Source organism: Salmonella sp. HY31 (assembly GCF_042604575.1).
In the GTDB taxonomy this organism is placed as follows: domain Bacteria; phylum Pseudomonadota; class Gammaproteobacteria; order Enterobacterales; family Enterobacteriaceae; genus Salmonella; species Salmonella diarizonae.
Genome location: NZ_CP170479.1, coordinates 498,306 through 520,782 on the forward strand (window position 1 = coordinate 498,306; position 22,477 = coordinate 520,782).

The 22,477-nt window shown below is 43.2% G+C and carries 10 protein-coding genes and 4 pseudogenes; 6 read left to right on the forward strand and 8 right to left on the reverse strand.

The window, feature by feature from the left end:
- Positions 1–53 precede the first annotated feature (53 nt).
- Positions 54–1,246, reverse strand: a pseudogene (locus tag ACE15A_RS02390) (IS4 family transposase).
- A 720-nt stretch (positions 1,247–1,966) separates the two neighbouring features.
- Between ACE15A_RS02390 and ACE15A_RS02395 the strand changes: the two are divergent.
- Together ACE15A_RS02395 and rtsB are read left to right on the forward strand one after the other, a co-directional pair.
- Entirely contained in the window at positions 1,967–2,842 is an 876-nt protein-coding gene (locus tag ACE15A_RS02395) for an AraC family transcriptional regulator (protein WP_053509246.1), read from the forward strand.
- Positions 2,839–3,126, forward strand: coding sequence for a transcriptional regulator RtsB (gene rtsB, locus ACE15A_RS02400; RefSeq protein WP_072158706.1), 288 nt, complete (start codon positions 2,839–2,841; stop codon positions 3,124–3,126). The genes ACE15A_RS02395 and rtsB overlap by 4 nt, the downstream gene beginning before the upstream one ends.
- A 316-nt stretch (positions 3,127–3,442) precedes the next feature.
- Here rtsB and ACE15A_RS02405 read toward each other — a convergent pair whose 3' ends face one another.
- From ACE15A_RS02405 to ACE15A_RS02430, 6 genes are read right to left on the reverse strand one after another with little or no spacing between them, the layout of a single operon-like run.
- Positions 3,443–5,413, reverse strand: a complete 1,971-nt coding sequence (locus ACE15A_RS02405) for an ATP-binding cassette domain-containing protein (RefSeq protein ID WP_023249536.1) — start codon at positions 5,411–5,413, stop codon at positions 3,443–3,445.
- A complete protein-coding gene (locus ACE15A_RS02410; RefSeq protein ID WP_023249535.1) occupies positions 5,410–5,811 on the reverse strand; it encodes a hypothetical protein in 402 nt (133 codons plus the stop codon). Before ACE15A_RS02410 ends, ACE15A_RS02405 begins: the two co-directional genes overlap by 4 nt.
- Before the next feature lie 8 nt (positions 5,812–5,819).
- Positions 5,820–7,013 carry an HlyD family efflux transporter periplasmic adaptor subunit gene (locus ACE15A_RS02415; RefSeq protein WP_226296254.1) on the reverse strand — a complete coding sequence of 398 codons (1,194 nt, stop codon included), beginning with the start codon at positions 7,011–7,013 and terminating at the stop codon, positions 5,820–5,822.
- Between the two features lie 43 nt (positions 7,014–7,056).
- Positions 7,057–8,274: a TolC family protein gene (locus tag ACE15A_RS02420; RefSeq protein WP_023249533.1), complete on the reverse strand. Its 1,218-nt coding sequence runs from the start codon at positions 8,272–8,274 to the stop codon at positions 7,057–7,059.
- Complete coding sequence (locus tag ACE15A_RS02425) at positions 8,264–9,271, reverse strand: hypothetical protein (protein ID WP_129382347.1); 1,008 nt, start codon at positions 9,269–9,271, stop codon at positions 8,264–8,266. The genes ACE15A_RS02420 and ACE15A_RS02425 overlap by 11 nt, the downstream gene beginning before the upstream one ends.
- A 4-nt stretch (positions 9,272–9,275) precedes the next feature.
- Positions 9,276–9,722 carry a hypothetical protein gene (locus ACE15A_RS02430; protein WP_001271664.1) on the reverse strand — a complete coding sequence of 149 codons (447 nt, stop codon included), beginning with the start codon at positions 9,720–9,722 and terminating at the stop codon, positions 9,276–9,278.
- 234 nt (positions 9,723–9,956) lie between these two features.
- Here ACE15A_RS02430 and ACE15A_RS02435 point away from each other — a divergent pair.
- The 3 pseudogenes from ACE15A_RS02435 to ACE15A_RS02445 all read left to right on the forward strand — a co-directional run.
- A pseudogene (locus ACE15A_RS02435) lies at positions 9,957–19,094 on the forward strand (Ig-like domain-containing protein); the annotation flags it as partial.
- 51 nt (positions 19,095–19,145) lie between these two features.
- Positions 19,146–19,337 (forward strand): annotated as a pseudogene (locus ACE15A_RS02440) (hypothetical protein); the annotation flags it as partial.
- A 60-nt stretch (positions 19,338–19,397) separates the two neighbouring features.
- A pseudogene (locus ACE15A_RS02445) lies at positions 19,398–19,535 on the forward strand (hypothetical protein); the annotation flags it as partial.
- A gap of 257 nt (positions 19,536–19,792) precedes the next feature.
- Here the strand turns inward: ACE15A_RS02445 and ACE15A_RS02450 are convergent.
- Positions 19,793–20,746 (reverse strand): SdiA-regulated domain-containing protein, encoded by a 954-nt coding sequence (locus ACE15A_RS02450; protein ID WP_023249530.1) that lies wholly within the window; start codon positions 20,744–20,746, stop codon positions 19,793–19,795.
- A gap of 301 nt (positions 20,747–21,047) precedes the next feature.
- Here ACE15A_RS02450 and ACE15A_RS02455 point away from each other — a divergent pair, with 301 nt between their 5' ends.
- Positions 21,048–22,448: a DUF1996 domain-containing protein gene (locus ACE15A_RS02455; protein ID WP_053509238.1), complete on the forward strand. Its 1,401-nt coding sequence runs from the start codon at positions 21,048–21,050 to the stop codon at positions 22,446–22,448.
- Positions 22,449–22,477 lie beyond the last annotated feature (29 nt).

Consider the following 22,477-nt stretch of genomic DNA (forward strand, 5'->3'; position numbering starts at 1 on the left):
TTGAGAACTAAAATCCAACCCTTATCGGCTGAGAGATCCCCACAAAACCAGTGCTAATAAACCAGCACCATACTTCGGTAGGTTCTGGCGAGATGATGAAGAACGACGTCTAATGCTGTTCGCTTCAAAATTAGCGGAGAGTGTCGCAGGACATTCTCCGCTAATGTCAGATATGAGATAACACGCCGTGATTTAATGCTGTTGGCCTGGTATCTCAGATGTAATCCTGTGTTTTCAGCATGATATCCTATAAGCCACAGCACGATTGTGCTCAGTGTCGCCAGAAGGCTCAGGACTGACAGCCGCCCGGCAGAACGACTGTAACTGGCCCGCAGGCCGAATCCGAAGCGTTCACTTTTCTCATCACGGGAATTCTGCTCTATTTGCATTCTTCTGCTATATAACTTCATGATTTCTCGCGGCTTAAACTCTTCTGTGCTGGTAAATATCAGCCAGGGCTCTTTCGCTGAGGCCTGTTTTTCCTTTTCTGTCGTTGGGCTGGATAATCGCCCTCTGGAACGCTGGTTTTTACGTCCTCTGGTTTCCCTTTTATGAAGATAAAAATGGCCTGAACACCGGGCATATTCCGCCCGGACAAGCCATCCTGCTCCCGGATATTCCGGGCTTGCTTTACCCCGAACATCCGTTATTTTCAGCCATCTTTCATCATCATGCAGCAGACAGAATTGAACCGTTCCCCTTATGCGGCCAATAAAGTCCCACCCCAGTGATTTTATGTGCCGAAACCATGCACTCTGAAACCCCGCATCTGTAATAAGTATGACTTTTGCTTTGGGATTTACGCACCGGTGAAGTTCATCGAGAAATTCTTTTTGTATCAGCGAATTATTTTGCTTTGCTGAAGGTACAAGCCGACTAAGCAGAGGGATTGAACGCCCATCACAGATAAGACTGGCACGAAGGATGTGATATTCCTGGACGGGTAACCGCTCCAGTCGACAGCGATAACACACCAGGAAAACTGGCGAGTAAGGAGTGATGTAATATTACGGAATATCAACGGGATATCCTCATGCAAAGAGGTATTACCTGACAGGCGGTCAACGCGTTTTATCCTGTTTTTGACTTGTGCTGAACCAGGAAGGTAGCGACCGATGCTTGTCAGAGTAAGTGATGCACCACGGGTCAAAGCCACGGTAGCATCAAGAAGAGCATTCTGACGATATTGATGAAACGGGCTCAGAGCGCCACGGAAAAATTTCTGGCATAATGTTCGGGCAGGCATAGAGGTGATCTCATTGAATTTGTTAGCGCAATCAGTAGATCACAAAACTCTATGCCTGTCTTTTTTTCTGGGGATTCCTCAGCCTTTCGGGGCCAGCGTAGCAAAAGCGCATTCAATACTCCCCGCCCCCAAAGCTCGCTACATTATGCAATCCAGTAAAAGCATAAACCTAACGGATACGCACAGTAAAAAAACCTAATAGCGCGCTACACGATTGTTCACGAAGCCAGCCATTCAACACAATCCTTCCCATCCCCGCAAACTCCCGGATATCTCTACGCCCTCTGCCCATCGCAATATATCTTTACCGCTTTGTATGCCCTTTCCCAATCGAGATCGTTAATATTTACAACTCAGAGAAAACTTATCTCAACTTAACACCAGATCCCGTACCTCATGCTAACCGTTCCCATGAAATTAAAGAGATCACCTCTAAAAATCAAGTGTGATTATTACTTAATTCAAATTTTAAAGAGATGACTTTATAATAATATGAGCCAATTCTTGTAAATTTTCATCTTTTTTTTATACGCGACATAATTTTTTAACGATATTATAATATATAACAATAGAATATAAAATACCATTTTCAATAGAAAATGAAAAGATCAAAGCCTGAAACTTTAAGATAGCCAACACACATAATTATATTCATCAGTTCTCTTTTATATTTGTTAGCATAAATTTTAATTTACACACATTTAATAAAAGGTAGTTATCATGCTAAAAGAGTTTAATTCCTCACCTATCCCGGTGGGGAACATTGAATATTTACAATCAGCACAAAATTGGCAGCGGAAGTCCTTATCTCTTCAGGGGTTAAATTTACTGCAGTCCGTGCTCATCAAGCTCACCACAGGTAAAATTTCAATTACGTCATCGTCCGGAGAGTATATTACAACAACAGGACCAATGTTAATATTTTTGGCTAAAGAGCAAACTATTCATATCACCCTGGAAGAGACCAATGAAAAGTTAAATTATAATTTAATTGAATTAGATTCAGCATCAATCAAAAATGCTTATAACTTTTTTCTGTATGAACATGCAGAGTTTTCGGCCCCCCCGACAAAACCGACAACAAAGCATTTATTAGCGCCAATAGAAACAGGAGTGGCAAGAGTATTCAACCTCTTACACTCTTCAAATAAAAACCAGAAGTTGCCACAAGATAAAAGAGAATATTTAATAAGATTTCTACTTTCAGAGTTCATCTATGAACCTGAAGCATTTTATCTCTTTAGAGAACTATCGCAAAATTCAGTAGCCGAAAATATTTATAATATTATTATAAGTGACATAAGTCGAAAATGGACACTCAAGGATATTTCTGATTCACTTTATATGAGTTGCTCCACATTAAAAAGGAAACTAAAACAAGAGAACACCTCATTCAGCGAGGTTTACCTTAATGCGCGAATGAATAAAGCGGCAAAGCTTCTACGCAATAGTGAGTATAATGTTACTCGTGTGGCGTATATGTGTGGCTATGATAGTGCTTCTTATTTTACATGTGTTTTTAAAAAACATTTTAAAACAACGCCATCAGAATTCCTATCTTTTTTGTCTTCCTCTCAATATCAATTTGTCAACTGAGATATATAGCAATGCAGTATAAGAATAAGTTAAAGCATATTAACATAAAAAATGGCATCCTCTTACTCGCTGAAAAGTTTAATTTAACGTTGAGCGAAAAAAAGGTTATTTATTATATCGCAGCAGGGTTATCGGTAAAAAGCTGTTCAAACTTATTAGATCGAAACATCAAGACCATTTCAACCCAAAAAAGATCAGCTTATAGAAAAATGGCTATCACTACTGATGTGGAACTAATTCATTTAATGTTAACTGAGTTTTCTATTTCATTAGAGATAACTTGATTTGATCATAAAATTCAGAAATACCATGATTAAAATAGACTAACAGTAAAGTACTGGTCACATAGTAACGTTCTATTGGAGGTGCAGTCATGTCAGTAATCTTACAGTTTCAGATATTATGATTTCACTACAATAGTTATTTATAATATAGGTTTTTTCGTGACGTCAATAGATTCATTGAGCCAGAAAATGATCAAATTGTTTTATAAGCGGTAATATTCATATCACCGCTTTACATATTGTATATAATCTGGCTTAAATCGCCACTACCAAAAACACTACCGTTTTAATCCCATACATACTAACCTAAACCTTTTCATCCATTCAGTTTCATTTTCGGAATACTTATCGTTGTATTACAACTTACAGTTCTTAAATGTTCATGTGAGAGTTCAATCTTTCGAGTAAATAACCTTTGTAGTGATATATCATGGGTCGCAAAAATGACAATACTATCTGAGTAAAGATGTTTTATTCTTTCCAGAAAATCTAAAGCGTCAGCGGTTGAAAGATAAGATGTCGATTCATCCAAGAACACCATCTCCGGTTTTTTAAATAATGCGAGACATAATAAAATTTTCTGTTTTTCCCCATTGGAAAGGTTTAGCTCATCAACAAATTTTTCGTCTACGTTTTCTTTCGAAAGAATAAGATTTCTACAGCATAAAGTTAATATCTCTATGATATCACTATCATCCACAACACCATATATCATGAAATTTTCACGAAGCGAGCCCTTTATAAAAGAGCTGTTTGTAGAGTGATAAGCGATACAGCTCTGTATATACTCTTCAGAAATGTGTGTTATATCAACATTATTTAGCTTAACTGACCCTGTATAGCAATTAATAGAGTTTGACAGTGCTTTAATTAAAGATGATTTACCCGCTCCTGATGCACCAACAATGCCAATAAAATCTCCAGGAACAGCCGTAAATGAGAGCGGTTCGATCAGTTTTCGTTCGGCAAACGAAATAGATAATTTTTCAACTGATAGTTGTTGAATCCGTGATATATATATACCGCTATGCGATACAAATGTATCTTTATCTTTTAATAGCTCGCTTAAACTATTCATGATGTGAAACGAATGTAATCGTGATAAATATAACTTATTAACGCCCCCAACTAAAGCCCCTGAGAGCCGAGAGTTGATAATCATAATGGCAATAATAGAGGCTGTCGTCAAACTACCATTGACGACAGCAAAATAGGATGAAATAAACATCACAATCATAGAAACAAAAGAGTTAGCCTTTATCATTTCAGCCCAATGATGATTTTCAATATTCATTTCCATTTTGGTATATTCGTCACGATTAGTTTTATCCATCAATAGCTTTTCAAAAAAGGTGCTGCGTAGAAACTTCAACTCTTTTCTTTTTTCTTCTAATGATATTAATGTAGACATTTTTTCATAACTGACGCTATTTGTTTGCAACGTTTTTTTATATGCAGAAAAACGGATATGAACACAAAGAAAAGCTAACGCTATATAATAGATAAACAAGGGGAAAGCATACCCCCCCATCATTACAAAAAGACATATAATAAACAAAAATGTTAATGAGAAATCTACTGAGATTAAAGGATAAGATTCCCAAAATGATGCTACAGAAGATTCAATAGTACGTATCTTTACTGCCGCATTTCTGCAGTTTGAAATTTTTAAAGCATATAAAAAAAAAGCATTGCATTTTATATTGTTACTTTTAATCTGAGAAGACGCTTTGTCATAAATAATGCTTTTTAAAATAAGCTCAAAGATAACAAAAATTATAAATATTCCGGTAACAAAGAAAACAGAATGATAAGAATCACTGTAAATCAAACGAGTATTAAACAAGTTTGAATAAAGTGGCGTCATCAAGGCAAAGAAAATCAAACCAAGAGCAAAATAACTCGCCCCAGGTGTCATCTTTTTGATAGCATCGAAAACATCCACATCATTTATATTTTTTAATTCTTTTGACAAGTAAAATATTCGTTTACTAAGTAAGTCGTCCTGTGTGACGATATCTGTAGATGTTAAATTAATTAGCTTATTTTTTTCTTTTTGTATAATTAAAAAATAAGATTCAGTCCACTCTACTATAAATGTTTTTGGTAGATGAGTATAATCGTAAGAATTATCAGTGGTTATTTTATAGTCAAAGAAGTGATTATTTACATAATCATTAAAGTTCTGTAATACATCACACATATCTTTGCTTTTATTTTTAAAAACAAAATCAATGTCTTCAACAAGACAATATTTCCTAATAATTTCAAAAAAGTTACTATTCATTTTTTCACTTCTTCTACAATGCAATTATTTTTTTTAGTTTCATAGATCGGTTGTTCTACAATAATTTCTTTATCTCCTAAGGCTGATTTGGCAACGATATAATTATAAGTAGTGTATTTTTTGGCCACCTCGAGACTTAAATTATTACCATATGTACAATATAGTCTGACTGCAGCATCAGATGAACGTAACGGCAAGAGATCCTTGACTGACAAAGAAAATCCTTTACCCATGACAACGTCAGTCTGATCTTTATTATCAGCTTCATAGGTTAGATTTGCCGAATCAAGCTTATTGTCTTTCGTTATAGCTACAGATAGCAAATTAGCTAATAATACAGACAGTAATAATATCATTACTGCCACAGCGGAAGATAATGCAGAAACAAATCCAAGCATAGTTTACGTTACCATACATTAAATACAATATTATCGCCGACTAACGCTGTAATGTAATTTAACAGAGTCACTTTCTTACTTAGCGCATATACATTAACCTGGACACCCTCTAACTCAGGAGGGACTATAATTTTATCATCTGGCTTTATTTCAACTTTGTAATAACGTTCAGCACCATTTTTTTCATCATCTGAGAACGAATCAGCACTTATCCTCGTAATTTCACCTGAGAGTGTTTTTTTATAGCCAGGTGAATTCACAGTAATTTTTGCCGTTGTGCCCATAAAGATAAAAGGCCTGTATTTTGCTAAAATACGAGCATCAATGACTTTACTTTCATTACTTTTCTTTATTGTCATTACTGGCTGTGAGTTTTCGACATAAGAACCCTTCTCAAAGCTACGTTCAATACTTAATATTATGCCATTCGTCGGTGATAAAACACTATTAGCCTTAATTTTATTTCTTAGTAGTTCCAATTGCCCCCGATTTTCAAGACGTTCTCTACGTAACTGTTCCAGTTGTTCAGCATTGTTATTGAGTTGCTCAAGGACGCTACTACGAAACCTATTGTTTGCCAGCTTAATGTCATTTTGTAATGAGAGTAAACTGATCTCCCCTGTAGTTATTTGAGATATAATTTGACTTATTTCAGTTTTATTATTTATTATCTCTATTTCTGGCGCGCGGGCCGATTTAAGTAAATTTCCTTTTCTTTTCAAAAGAAGCAATCGATCGTGAAGATCGTTTTTTTCTTCAATCATCTTCTCCTCTCTGAGCTTTAAATTCTTTTCTTCATTTCTTAAAGAAAAATACTCATTCAAAAGCTTATAAGCACTAAGTTCCTGACTGAAGAAATCTTTATTTTCCGTACTAAACTCACTTTCCTCGGATATTTCTCCAGCCAGGAGTATTTTAAGCAATCGCTGATCCTCTTCCAGGCTAACGATCCGTCTGTCTGCAAATAATACTAACTCATTAAGTGTTTTTTCCTGGTGAAAGACATCAAGGTTCGTATACGAAAAAAGTATATCTCCGATATTAACGTTTGAGCCAGTTCTTAAATCAAATTTATTAATAAAGCCTGAATCAGGACTGACTATTACTAGTTTATCTGAAGCACCGGTTATCACGCCAGTACCAGGAGAGACAATATCAATTTTCGCCACACAAATATAAACAATCAAAGCAGCAACGGTCATAAAGACCGCTAACATCTTTCGCGATAGTAGGTTATTGTTCATATCACAAACTTAACAGTTCGCCAGATACCTGTAGCAAAGATATCTTGTTGATAGCATCACTAATTTTCATTTCAACCATTTTCCGCTCTAATGCAAAATAGTCGTATTGCGTGTTTAACATTTCATAATAAGATGATTGTGAGATATTATATTCTCTTTTCTGATTAGCTAAAATCACTTCTGTAGTTCTGCTTTGCTCTTCTAATCCTTTAAGTTCCTTTTGATTAGAATTTATCGTCAGTTGTAATGATTTCATTTTTGCCAACAATTCTTTATATTTAAAATCCATCCTTGTCTTTAATACCTGATATGATTTTATACCGGTTTGACTAGCAATCTTTTTATCATAATCAAATAGGTTTACCGAAACCTGAATGCCCCCCCATGAATCTTTATCAATCCTTTGACTATTATTATATCTCTCCTCTGCGACCAGACTAACCTGAACTAATGAATCTTGCTGCCAGGCGTTAAATTTTGCAGCATTAGCCTGTTCGTTCAATAATTTATAATCAATATTATTATAAATTTCTTTCTCATTAATATTATAGCCGTTAATTTTATTAATTATACTATCGGGTAAGTTAACACCCCGCTCAGGAAAAGCAATGCCGGTAGCTAATTCTATATTAGACTTAAGTAGTTCAATCTCTTTATTAATACTCTCTGACTCAGTCTTTATTTTCTGGATCAAAAGGCGAGCCTGCTCAACATCGCTTGCTTTAGCGATACCAGATAGATATCGCCCCTCAATTTGACGGTATAAATCAATGGCTGTCTGTTCTAATTTAGTCGCCTTTACCTCAAGATTATTATAATATTTTATACCAATTAAATTCTCTACCAGTGACTTATACAAGCTTTCTTTTTCCTTCAGAAGCGACAGTTCAGCACTATGAATTCGACTATTCTTCTCTTTAAAACGGTCAACAATAGTTGTACTAAAAATCAAAGAGCTAGCAGTTATTTTTGAATCAGTTATGTCACCGCGAGAGGCATCTGATTTATACTTGCTTTCTGCGGAAACTTTAGGCATAAAATAGAGGTCAGTTTGTTTCGCACGTAACAATTCTGATTCAAGCTCCAGGGCCTTAGCCTTGATCATATCTGATTCTTTATACATCTCATTAATAAAATCTGCATAGTGTAAAGTGTCCTGACCAGCCAAAGCTAATGGGCTAAAAAACAGGCACCCCATGATGATAAAATTAGTTTTCATTAGTCAGCACCTCTACAATCTGCTTCATTTTTTTCTTAAACTTATACTGTTCATGGAAATAACTTTCCTGCCTGTCAATAATGACTTTAAGCTGTTCAGTCTTCTTATTTTCCATTTCCTCGTTAAACTCAGAGTTTTTCTTCATTAATGCCAGCAATGCGTTAACACCAACATTTAAATCCATTAAATGCTCATTACCAGCAATAATTTTTTCACTCGCTACCATATTGCTTTGATTAACATCCATTAGCGATGCATTAATACTAACAAGCGCATTATCACTTACCTCAGCAAATGCTTTTGTTACTTTTTCAATATTTTTCACAGTGGTATTTATTTGCAATAAATTCTCAGCCATAGTATTGCTGTTTACCACTAATAACTCTGAAAGGTTTGTATTCTCTGGAATATAAACTAGTTTATTTGCGATATTAGTATTAATTTCTTCCAGTAGCGTTATTCTGTTGAGTAAAGCGTGGAGCTCATTTTCTGAAGGTACTTTCTCTGGGTTTTTTCCAGTATTATTCTCCGTCTCGTAATAAAATTCCCAAAAATTTAGGCTTACCAAAAGTAATACTGATACCGTAACACCTAATATAGATGTCAGGAACGCAAATGACATTGCTGTCAGTGCCGATGAAATGGATGAAATCATTGCCCCCATTTTTGCTGCAAGATCGCCTTCTCCCCCCAGAGAACCGGAAATGGCCGAAACCATGTCGGTTAATCCCATAAAGGTACCAATCAGGCCTAAGGAGACGGCCACTGAAGCCGCGAGTTTAGTTTGCGTTGCCAGTAAAGCGTAGTATTTCCTTGCCTTTAATCGGAATACCCAATGCGTTAAAAAAAGGAGCAGCGGTAATATAAATAATACTCCACATGCATACGTAATTTGCGGTGCCAGAAAAGCGGCCTGATTGACCATATTTTTAATGGCAGGAAATAATAAGTAGCATACCGCTGTTAATATATAAAAAACCAGACCCAGAAAATACATTTATTTAATTACTCCAGTAAATACAAGATAGACTTTTTTCACATGCAGACGAATCCCCTTCTTTGAACTCCACTTCTATATCAGAAGGTAATTTTAAGTCTGTATAAATCTTCAATAAATTAAACGTGTTTTTTGCTTTATGGTTTTCTACAGATTTAGATACTGCGCCATAGAGCGTGATTTTCTTTTTCCCGGAGTCAACTAAGTGCTTGCGGGTTTGATAAAGATCAGACGATGAAAGTGAAACAGCGCCACTATAGTAAATGGTATTTTTACTAAGATTAGTAAATGAGTCTCTGAACTTTAATGCTCCACCATCAGATGTCACAATTGAATCAGTGCTTGAGAGTATGAATACTGTAGAAACAAGTATCAGAATACAAAGCGCTCCGCTTAGCCCATCAACCATTGGCGCCAGTTCTTCATCACTATTATTTTCTTCTGCACTCATAGCTTTTTCTTGATATTGTTGGACATGATTTAATTATACTTAATAAGTACTATTCAGACATATAAGCATAGGCCTGACATATTATAACTTTAGACCATTGGCATATTGCTTGATTTATTTCGAACTGGCAGAAATGTAAAATTAAACTTCGCTAAAAACAAGTTAGCACACTATTAAAATTATTATTTTTTCAGCTACCCGTTCAACTATCATTAGGAAATAGGCAGTATGACAATGAAAGAAAACACCTCCTCAACAGATAATACCAACCTTAAGCCAGAAACTATTTCTGATATAAAATCATACAAAGTAAGTGGTTTTGACTTGATAGTTACGACCTCTAATGGTAATACCACAACTTTAAAAGATGGCTTAACCAACCTGGTTTTGGGGAATGTTGAGTTACGTGATACCACGGGAAAAACAATTAATCAGGATCATATTATCTCTTCTATAAAAACTTATCAGCTTGGGTTAGATACAGTCTACCTGGCTGACAAGTTAGTAAGCGATGAATCCACACCAGAAACTACAAAGGATGAGTCAGAACAACAGGTAAAAGATACTTTTGCTGATATAAATAAAGCTCTGGAAGAATCTTTACAGCAAAAAATTAAAGAGTATGAGGAACTCCTCAAACAGCAGACTACAGATTTAAAAGAAAATATACAGCTCGAAAAAAACGAACAATTATCACAAAAGAAAGAAATTATTGACAAAAAAGCAAAGCAAGAACTTTCTAAAAATTTAAAACCTGCCGAAGAAGAGGTCGTGAATAACGCTCCCACACCACCCGCTACACCGCCAGTCCCACCGGCGTCATCAAGTTCTTCATCAAGCGAGCAGGCAGAAAAGGCCCTGGAGCCATTACCTACGCCAGAGGTTCCTCTTTTTATTACCGGTCAACTGGATGCGAAGGCCGATTCCGGCAAAACAGGAGACGGTATTACCAATATTACTACACCAACCTTTACCGGCAATGCTACGCCAGGCGCGACGGCAAGCCTTATAATAGACAAGACGCACTACCCGTTAACCGTTGATAAAGATGGTAAATGGACCTTACAACTCTCTTCTCCTCTACCAGATGGTCAGTATGAGATAAACTTTACTATCACCGATAGCGGCGGCAAAACGGTGAAATCTACTACCACCGTCGTAATCGATAGTGAAGTTTCCGGGCTCACTGCCTCACTTGCCCCTGCGTCAGACTCCGGCATTGTCGGTGATTCGATAACCAATAATCCCAAACCTGTGCTTCAGGGCACTTCCGAACCGGGTTCCATCATTAATGTTATTATTGGCGGCATGACGTTAACCACCGTTACCAATGCAGACGGTCAGTGGTATTTATCTCCAGGTACGAATTTGCCAGATGGGGTATATCATTATCAGGTTACTGCTACCGATGAGGCAGGAAATACCGCAACGGTGAATAACACCGTAACTATCGATACGACCGCGCCTGATGCTACATTTGCGCTATCCGCCGCCACGGATTCCGGACAGCAGGGCGATTTTCTGACGAATATTCCCCAGCCAGTATTGACAGGAAAAACGGAACCCGGTGCCCATGTTATTTTGACCCTCGATGGCAACGTTTATGAAGTCATTGCCGATCGACAAGGGCAGTGGAAACTTGAAATCACTCCGGCGCTCAACGACGGTAGCTATGAATTTACCGTTGAAACGACCGATATTGCCGGGAATAGCGCTACGCAAACCGGTAAAGTGACAATTGATACCCAGCCTCCGACAATAACGGCAACATTATCGACAGAATCAGATACAGGTAGCAGCAACACTGACGGCGTTACCAATAACCCACATCCCCTATTAACCGGAAATACCAAGCCTTTAGCGATCATTACCGTTACGCTGGCCGGTAAATCGTTCTCTGTCCAGGCTGATGAAAATGGGCTATGGACCTGGAAAGTGCCAGAAGACCTGGTATTAGATGATGGCGAGCATGTTTATACGCTTTCGGTAACGGATGCCGCAGGTAATAGTGCTTCCTCGCCATTAGAAGGTAAATTTACGCTTGATACCACCCCTCCGTCTGCCCCCACGGTGTACCTTGACGCCGATAGCGATTCCGGCGATTCCGGCGACAACATCACCAATATTACTACCCCAACTCTGAGCGGAAAATCAGAGCCTCATACGGAAGTGTTCGTCACTATTGATGACCATATTTATTCTCTTCAGGCTGATGAAAATGGCGACTGGCAGCTCACTTTGGATACGCCGCTGGCAGATGGCCGCTATGACGTTACCGTGGCCGCAAAAGATAATGCGGGAAATATGAGCGAAACCACGGGGAATATGACGCTGGTTATTGATACCAGTATCCCGGAAATCACCGTAAGCCTGCGTGAAAGCGATGATAGCGGCGTGAGTAACAGTGACGGTATCACACACATTAATCAGCCAACCTTCCACGGTACAGCAACGCCAAATACCTCCGTGGTGTTGACCATCAATAATGTGGAATACCGTGTCGCTGCCGATACAGACGGTAACTGGTCTTTAACGCTCCCGGATGTGCTTGCGGATGAGACATATGAATATACGGTAAAAGTTGAAAATGCGGTGGGCACCAGCGCGACGGCATCAGGCAGCATTACCGTGGACACAACCCCTCCTTCATCTGAAGCAAGTTTAGACGAAGCATCGGATAGCGGACGGAATACTCAGGACAATATCACGAATGTTATCCGCCCCATTCTTACCGGTACGACGGAGCCCGAAGCTGACATAGAAATTATGTTTAACGGCGTGAGCCATACATTGAAAGCTGGGGCTGATGGTACCTGGCACTATGCAATACCGGACGACCTTCCTGATGCAACATACACTTATACGGTCACCACTACTGATAAAGCGGGCAACACCTCAAGCAGCGAACATCTGTTTTCTGTTGATACCGTTTCCCAACTCAGCGGCGGGCTTGATCTTTCCAGCGTAATGGAAGGTACGGCGGGGAATAATACTACCCAGCTTGTCCGCCCGATGCTCAGCGGCATGGCGGAACCTGGCAGCCTTGTCACCGTCGCCATCAAAGGCATGATCTATACGGCTTCCGTAGATGACACCGGAAGGTGGAAACTGACCTTGCCCAAAGATGCGGAGCCCGGCCTGAATGAATATACCGTAACCTCAGAAGATCTCGCCGGAAACACGGCAACAATTACAGGTAATTTTAATTATGTCCCATCAGGCGTAGTACCGCCTAAAGTTACAGCGCAGCTGGATGCTGATAGCGACAGCGGCATCAAGGGCGATAATATTACAAATGACAATACGCCGAAAATTGTCGGACAGGCCACGCCGGATACGGTGATCGTCCTGACCATCGCCGGGCAAAGTTATACCACAACGGCGGCGGCTGACGGCTCCTGGTCCATTGATGTAACCCACGCACTGAACGAAGGGTTTAGCGAATATACGGTGACTGCAACGGATACCGGTACCGGGTTATCCGCCATCACCACGAATAATATTTTTATTGATACCCTTAACCCCCTATCGACAGTGGGATTAACGAGCGATTCAGATACCGGCATCAAAGGGGATATGATCACTAAAACGACCCGGCCCGTTTTTACCGGCAAAACCGAACCAGGCGCTACGATCACCCTGCATATAGATGGTCAGATACGACACACCACGGCAGACCATAAAGGGGACTGGACACTGCAAGGTCCAACCTGGGGTTTGCCGCCTAATTATAAGGCCGGTTATACAATTATCGTCACGGATAAAGCCGGAAATAAAACCACCACTAAAGGGAGTGTTACTACTGATAATACAGCGCCATCGTTAACGAGCTCTGAATTACACAGCAGCAGCGATACGGGCGACAAAGACAGATACTGGACTAATGACCTTACCCCCACTCTCACAGGTAGAGCCGAAGCAGGCTCAAAAGTGACCATTCGCATTAATGATAAAACCTATAACGTCACAGATATCGCCAGCAATGGAACATGGAAATTCACCCTTCCTGCGGGCCTGGTTCAGGATAATGGCAATTATCACACCATTCGTTTTTCTGTCACAGCGACCGATGCGGCCGGTAATACCACCACTACGTCTGACGCCATCTATATTTGTAAGCGTAAACTGACCATCACTAGCGGGCTCTCTGACGAGACGGATAGCGATACCAAAGGCGATAACCTGACATCAGTAACCAAACCAACGCTGGAAGGCACCATCGCCGGAGGCCAGCCTAGCGACAACTTGCGCGGCACCATTACCATCGGCGGTAAAACCTATCCGTTAACGATTACCGCCGGGGGAACAAAGTGGTCGTTTACGGTGCCTGGCAGCGCGCCGCTGAGTTCAGGAACACATGATTATACGCTGACTTTCAAGGATAAATTTGGTACAGAAACCACCCACTCCGCCTCGGTGACAATCAGTACTCTGATCGGATTTCTTTCCCCCGAAGATGATACTGGCGTAGTCGGCGATAACCAGACACAAAATGCCTCACCATCATTAAGCGGCAAAGCGAGTATCGGTTCCACATTACGTATTGAGTTTAATGCGCAGGAATATACTATTCCGGTTAATGCCGATGGCACCTGGACGTTTACATTACCGGGAGGGCCATTCGTTGAAGGGGAATATCACTACAAACTGACAGAGATTGTCGGACATTCGGTCACCTCATTTAACGGTTCCTTCACCATAGACCATACGCCGCCGGAAATTACCGGGGGACTTCGTCCTGGCGATGCGACACCGAATGATCCTTCAGCCTCCCGGTGGGCTACGCCGACGTTTAATGGAAAAGCAGAACCTAATCGGGAAGTTATTGTAGAGATCAACGGAAAACGTTACTCAACCACGTCAGACGGTAATGGTAACTGGCAAATCTGGTTACAGGATGCAAATCTTCTTCCCAATACACGTTATGATTACACCATAACGTCTACCGATGCTGCGGGGAATAGCGGCGTATTTCATGGCACAATTAGCAATGTCGTCGCCGCGCCTAATGCACAATTTGGCGGTCATGAAGATTATCTCATTGGCACTGCTGGCTCAACTAACAGTATTTTCTATACGGACACCTCGCCGGTTATCGTCGGACGCGGTAATCCAGGCGATACGATTACCATCAGAAAAAACTCAGGCGGGTCAGGCCCTTTAACCACCGTCGTTGACGCGGATGGCAACTGGAAAATCCAGTTGCCTGCGTCAGAATTCCCGGCAGATACGCCCCAGGGCGGATACTTCACCTGGAGTCTTACCGTAACCAATAGTTATGGTTTGGAAACCACTTACACCGTTAGAATCACCCGCGACTCCGTTCCTCCGACGTTGACCGGCGGGCTGGACAACGCCAGCGATACCGGCATCGAGGGCGATAACATTACTCACAACTCCACGCCTACGTTTAGCGGAAGCACGGAAGCCGGTCTGAAAGTCACGATTACGCTTAATGGGCAAAACTACACCGTAACCGCCAATAACGCCGGTAAATGGAGCTTTACCGTGCCGGAAACGTTGCGGGACGGTAATTATGACTACAGCATATCGACTGTCGATAAGGCGGGTAATCTTTCCCCTACGATTACCGGAACGCTTACCGTCGATAACTCCAGCGTAGCGCTAACAGGCGGACTGGATACTACTGCCGATCCGAATATCGCCAATGGCTGGAGTAATCATAACGATCAAACGTTAAAAGGCACGACCACACCAGGCGCAACGGTGATAGTGACAATCAACGGCATGACTTATACCCCCATCGTTACCGCTGATGGCAACTGGACTCTGGCGCTCCCCGGCTTATCAAACAATAGTTACAGCTACACCGTGACAGCGACTAACACCGCAGGAAAATCATCGACCATTAGTGGGCAGTTCGTCATTGATAACACGCCGCCAACCACAACGGTAGGACTCAGCGCTGCTACGGACAGTGGGGTATTAGGCGATTTTATCACTAACAATGAAACGCCGGTTTTTACAGGCAAAACAAAACCTGGCGCCACGATAACGCTCACGATTGGCGGGCAAACGCATACGGTGGTAGCGGACAACCAGGGGAACTGGGAAGTCACTGTCAACACGCCATTAAATACTGGTACGCATAACTATACTGTTTCCATTACTGACCTTGCGCAAAACGTCAGCACGCCTCTCAACGGCGAGTTGAATATTCAGAGTGGAAATATGGCGGGCTTAGTGACTGGCGGCCTGGATATTGATAGCAATACTGGCGATACCGGAGATACCATCACCAGTAATACAAAACCTAACTTTTCTGGTACGGCGCCCACTGGCGTCACGGTTATCGTCACGATTGGCGGTAAAACCTATAAAACCGTTGCCGATCAGCATGGTAACTGGAAACTCGCCATTACCAGTCCATTACGCGATGGCGATCATGATTACTCTATCTCGCTCGAAGATGTGGCAGGTAATCAATCCCCTCCGATAATGGGGAAGATCACAATCGACAGTGTATCTCACCTCCAGATAAATGGACTGAGTGACGATACGGACTCCGGCGCCAAAGCGGACAATGTCACTAACAATACCACGCCCACACTCATGGGAACCGCTGAGGCCAATGCCACGATTACGCTCACGATTGACGGTAATCGGTATACCACCACAGCTAACGTAGACGGAACATGGACGATACCGTTGACTCATGCCTTAACGGATGGGGATTATCATTACACGGTCACTGCCACTGATAGCGCAGGCAATACGACATCCTCTACGGCGACCATCACGATTGACACCACTGCTCCCGATTATTTAACCGGCGGGCTGGATATCGCCAGCGAAACCGGGGCGCTCGGCAGCCATCTCACGAATCAGACTACGCCAACTTTTAGCGGAGCCACAGAAAGCGGCGCGACCGTCACGTTAATGATTAACGGTAAAACGTATACCGCTATTGCAGGCGATAATGGTAAATGGAACATAACCCTGCCGGAGGCCGGTAAATTAGCAGATGGTAGCTACCCATACACGATTACAGTGACGGATGCCAGCGGTAACGTAAGCGGCGTACAAGTGAACGGTAATGTTACCGTTCAAAATACGCCGCCCTCAGCAAATGCTGGATTACACGCCGGAAGCGATAGCGGGGTTACGGGCGATCAGATAACCAACAACACCCAGCCCACGCTGTCGGGCAAAACCGCGCCCGGCGCGTCTATTGTCGTTATTTTTGCAGGCACTACTTATCCTGTGGCAGTCGATGCGTCTGGAAACTGGGCATTCCGTCTCCCTGGTACACTAACGGATGGCGGCTACTCTTATCAGGTTTTGGCAACGGATAATGCCGGAAACGAAACACGCTATGACGGCGATTTTACTGTTGATACTTCCCCTCCGGACGCTCCTGTAGCCGCTCTGGCGGAAAGTGCGGACAGTGGCGTCACAGGCGATGGTATTACGCATATAAAGAATCCGACCTTTACAGGAACAGCGGAAGCGAACGCTACCGTGATCTTGACGATCAACGGGAAAGACTATACGGCCAAAGCCGGGAGCGACGGTGCCTGGACAATAACATTACCTGTGGGTCATTCGCTGCCAGACGGAACGTATCAGTACACTGTTTTAGCTCAGGATACCGCCGGGAACATATCAGCGCCCACCGCCGGCTCGGTGGCGATTAATACCACTGCGCCAACTATCCCTGGCGGAGGTCTCGACGCCACTACCGGCACAGATAATATCACCAACGTAACGACACCGACATTTAGTGGTAAGGCTGACCCCAACAGCATCGTTATTCTACGTATCAATGGTAAAGCGTATGAGATCCAGGTAGGGAATGATGGCGCCTGGAAATTCACGTTGCCGGCAGACGATATCCTCACCGATGGGACTTACGCCTATACCTTACAGAGCAAAAACGCTATCGGAAATACATCCGCAGAACAATCAGGTTCGGTCATTATTGATACTATGCCGCCAACAGCTCCCACTGCCGGGCTTGCGCCCGGTTATGACACGGGAGTGGCGGGCGATAATATCACGCGCATTACAACCCCCAAATTCACTGGAAAAGCGGAACCAGGAACGACTATCACGCTTTCTATTAACGGCAAAATATATGAATGCCCTACGGCGACCGACGGTACATGGGCCTTTACTTTACCTTCGGCCGATGCGCTGGCAACCGGTAACTATGCCTATACAGTGTTAGCCACAGACGCCGCCGGAAATGTTTCCGCAACCACTAACGGTAATATCACAATCGATCTCGCCCTTCCTGCCATTCCAAATGGTGGGCTTGCTACCGAGTCTGATACGGGTACGCCCGGTGATAATATTACCAGTACGGATCTCCCCACCTTCAGTGGTACGGCAGAACCTAATATCACCGTTATTTTGACCCTCAACGGTAAACGTTACGACGTACCGGTCAATAATGATGGCACGTGGCGTTTTACCTTACCTGCCGGAGATGAACTGAATGACGGCTCTTATAACTTCACGCTACAAGGCCAGAACACGGCAGGTACGACATCTGATGCCTTTACGGGATCAATAACTATCGATACAACGCCGCCCGATGCGGCTGTCGGGGAACTGACTGCCGATACGGATACGGGTATCACTGGCGATAATATCACCAGTGTGAGCACCCCGACCTTTACCGGTACGACAGATCCAGGCGCAACCATTATTTTCACTATCAATAGCAAAACGTATGAGTTCCAGGCCGATAGCAGCGGTGTATGGCGCTTCACGTTGCCGACGGAAAATGCGCTGCCTGACGATACGTACATTTATACGGTACAGGCCAAAGACGCCGCCGGAAATGCGTCTACGCCGACCAACGGTTCGCTCACCGTTGATTCTACCTCACCCGCGCCTACCGCTGGCACGCTTACCGAAGATTCAGATACCGGCAACAAAGGAGATAATGTCACCCGTGATAAAACGCCGACATTCACTGGCACAACGGAACCCGGAGCGACCGTTATTCTGACGCTCAATAAGAAAACACATACCTTCCAGGCGGGGAATGACGGTAGATGGCACTTTACCTTACCGGCTGCTAATGCGTTAGATGATGGTATTTATCAATATACCGTACAGGCTAAAGACATAGCAGGAAACACCTCTTCGTTGTCTGCCGGTTGGCTAACAATCGACACTACGCCGCCAGTGCTTTCTCTGGAAGATAACAGTGATACCGGGACGGCAGGTGATAATATCACCAGCATCAATACGCCAACCTTTACCGGTACTTCAGAAGCCAATGCGACGATCACACTGAACATCGACAGTAAGGTGTTCACCACAACCGCTGACAGCGCCGGGAAGTGGACAATTACCCTTGACCAGTCCCTCAATGACGGCGCTTATGAATATACCCTTACCGCTAAAGATGCTGCCGGGAACGAAAATACGCTGAACGAGCGGCTGACCATCGATACGCAACCGCCCGCCGAACCCACACTGGGATCGACGGCTGACGGTGTTGATAGTACCGTCACCCTCCAGGGAACGGTGGAAGCCAATCAGGATATTCAGGTGAAGGTCACGGTTAACGGTACGGAATATCCCGCTAGCGTCGATAATGATTCTGGTGACTGGCATGTTTCTGTTCCGCAATCCGTTATTCTGTCGGGGGAGAATCAGTACACCATAACGGCCACCGATCCCGCCGGTAATAGTGCTGTTGCCAGTGGAACATTTACGGGTACATCACCAACGGAAAATCCAGTTAACAAGAGTTCCGGCGCAGATGAAATGATTTCGCTTAGTGAGGCGACTTTGCATTCGGTAAGCGTTGAGGAAGAATATTATGCCTTATAACTAAACAACACCATGACGAGGCCTCTTCGGAGGCCTCCTGATAAAAACAGAATAATAATATTTATTGTCTGTTAATTATTACAGAAGACAGTTAGTTTATTAAAAGAATAAAAAAAAGCGGCAGACTACGCTGCCGCAAATATGAGGAGGACAATTACCGTTACGCTACACCACAAAGTAATCCGTTACTGAGGTAAGTAAAACATAACTTCCCCAAACAATGAATCAACGAATCAAGTAATCTGCAAATCATGGCATTAATAGCCTTGTACTGTTTTAGCATGATGTGACAGTAAAAATACATTTTGGTCATTCTGTATATCACGGGAAAACTTATAAAACAGATTTGGTTCGCTCACAATATACAAATTATTTTCATCATCCATGGCAATCCCTTCTGGCTGAGGGATATCGTCTCTAAGCCCTGACCACTCCGCCGTCAGGAATAGTCGATCGCGCACCCGCCACTCGGAACTGATCTCCAGAATCATTTTTGACTCGTCCGACAATACCAGCAGCGAATCCGTTGGGGCATAATATTCCAGCCCGGAGACATCGCTAATGCTCGCGGTGACGGTAGAAGGCAACACACTGGTGATACCATTTTTGCTCATCTCTACTTCTTTGATCACAATGGGTTTTCTTTCTTTAGCGGCATACAATCTCTCATTTTTCGCATCCCATGCCGTACCTTCCAGCCCTTTATTTTTTGTTTTGTTATAGCCTTCAAGCTTAACCATGGAGATTATCTGCATAGTGCCGCGCTGAATATCAACCTGCGTTTTATATACCGCGCCCTCTTTCTCACTGCCTATCTGGAACTGGTTGCCCCCACTCCACGCAATAGACTCCGGGTCGTAGATTCCCTGGAGCGGCATCCGCCCCACTAATTGCCCTTCTGTCGTTAGCCAGACCAGTTCAGGGGGATTATTAATAACGGCGAAAAGCATCCTGTCTTCGGCGGAGTAGGTCAGACCTGAAAGGTTACTCTTAATTCCTGCGACTGGTTTTTCCTGAATAACCGCTTTATAGCCACTGAGTGTCAGCGCCGAAGGTTTATCGCCATATTTCAGAATTAGCTGATAAACATAGCGAATATCGTCCCTGACCATAAATAAAATCACGCCAAAGAGTACAACCACAATACAGCGTTTTAGTAATCTCATAAAAAATCCATAGCAGATCACGTCACGACTGATGCCGTAACGCATTTCTTAAAAATAAAGCCGTGCCCGATAGAATCGATATCCGGTTATGGCGATTGCCACCAGCATAGACAAAATGGAATGGTCAGCGTTATCACAAAAAGACCTGTTTTAATCACTAATGTATCTTTTTTGTAAATTGACATAATCAAGAGGAAGGTAGTTCCGGCTAATTATTTAAATATTAAGTCTGTAAATTAACGCCGCTATGCAGGGCGAATGACAAAAAGTGATAATTAATGATATGCAACACCGCGATCGGATCTGCTATTGCTGCTCTTACTTCTATTCAACCGGACAGCAAAAAATGAAACTCAACCTTATTACCGCCGGCCTGACAACGCTTGTTGCCGCTGGCGCACTCCCGGCTCATGCCGGCCCTCAGGCGCACGTCGTGTGCGGCTATCACCACACACTAGGCGATGACGCGATTATGATGTTTGGTAAAGCGAATCAGGCGATGTGGCATGATTTTTTTGGCAACACCCACACCGACGCGGTCTCTACCTACCAGACGTTGCGCGCGCAACCAGATACCACCTGCGATAATAAAGCCGACAGCTCCGCTTACTGGGCGCCGTCCATGAAATTACCCAATGGCGAAATCGTAAAACCGGCCTACCAAAAGACCTATTATCAATCCACAAATGTAGCGCAATATCCGCTCCATCCGTTCCCGGCTGGGCTGGAACTACTGGCAGGCGATCATCACGGAACCGGCCCCAGTTCAGCCATTACCTTCTTATGCTCCAATGGTAAAGGTTACACCAAAACAACAGGCGAAATATGCGGTCTGCGTAAAGCGGGCGATGCCGTCCAGTTTAATATCGGGATCGCTTTCCCCAACTGTTGGGATGGCGTCAACCTGAAGCCGACCCATAGTCACAATAATGCGACCTATGCTGACCACGGGAAATGTTCCGCAGAATATCCGGTCAAAATCCCGACAGTTAATATGAACATCGCCTGGGTACTCCCGCAGATCTCCTCGCTGGATACGTCCAAGGTGGAATTGTCGATGGACCCGGTAATGCATGGCGAAACCCGGGAAGAGCGCTGGGGAAGTCTTTATACCGCCCATGCCGATTTTATGAATGGCTGGACGGAAGATGGCGCGCAGTTTATGACGGATCTGTGTATGAATCAGGGGCTGGATTGCGGCACTACGGTTCCTTACGCCTACAGTAAAGCGGAAGAAAATACCTGGGTAAGCAGCGAAGACGACAAGCCTCATGCCAACGTCGATACCTTGTATGTACAGGATGACTGGACAAATGGCGGACGCACGCAGCATCCGGAAACGCTCACGCTGGTGAAATTTAAGATCCCGCCCCTACCTGCCAATATGGACGCTTCGCTATTCAAATACCGTATTCGCCTTTTTGGCGGCAAAACGGAAACGAACGGCGCCGATCAGATCTTCTTTTACCCAACCAACAACGACTGGCACGCCAGTACCGTGTCATGGAACAATAAACCGGCGATCAACTACCGTTCCGATGCCGTGTTATATCTAAACTACTCGCATGAATACCGCATGGTTGATGTCGATAAAGCGGTGCGCAAAGCGCTGGCAGAAGGGAAAACGGAAGTATCCTGGTATATCGGCGGCGACCGTCAGGGAAATCACTACGATTTCACGCCAGCGAACTCAAAACAGAGCCTGGTGCTGATGCTGACCGGTTTTAAAAAGACGCCGGAACTGTAATGTCAGACTGTGCCCGCTGGCGCGACAGC

Bases quoted from the DNA above. Each gene is read 5' to 3' on its own strand.
- ACE15A_RS02395 (WP_053509246.1), top strand. From the start codon at position 1,967: ATGCTAAAAGAGTTTAATTCCTCACCTATCCCGGTGGGGAACATTGAA.
- ACE15A_RS02405 (WP_023249536.1), bottom strand. From the start codon at position 5,413: ATGAATAGTAACTTTTTTGAAATTATTAGGAAATATTGTCTTGTTGAA.
- ACE15A_RS02410 (WP_023249535.1), bottom strand. From the start codon at position 5,811: ATGCTTGGATTTGTTTCTGCATTATCTTCCGCTGTGGCAGTAATGATA.
- ACE15A_RS02415 (WP_226296254.1), bottom strand. From the start codon at position 7,013: ATGACCGTTGCTGCTTTGATTGTTTATATTTGTGTGGCGAAAATTGAT.
- ACE15A_RS02420 (WP_023249533.1), bottom strand. From the start codon at position 8,274: ATGAAAACTAATTTTATCATCATGGGGTGCCTGTTTTTTAGCCCATTA.
- ACE15A_RS02425 (WP_129382347.1), bottom strand. From the start codon at position 9,271: ATGTATTTTCTGGGTCTGGTTTTTTATATATTAACAGCGGTATGCTAC.
- ACE15A_RS02430 (WP_001271664.1), bottom strand. From the start codon at position 9,722: ATGAGTGCAGAAGAAAATAATAGTGATGAAGAACTGGCGCCAATGGTT.
- ACE15A_RS02450 (WP_023249530.1), bottom strand. From the start codon at position 20,746: ATGCGTTACGGCATCAGTCGTGACGTGATCTGCTATGGATTTTTTATG.
- ACE15A_RS02455 (WP_053509238.1), top strand. From the start codon at position 21,048: ATGAAACTCAACCTTATTACCGCCGGCCTGACAACGCTTGTTGCCGCT.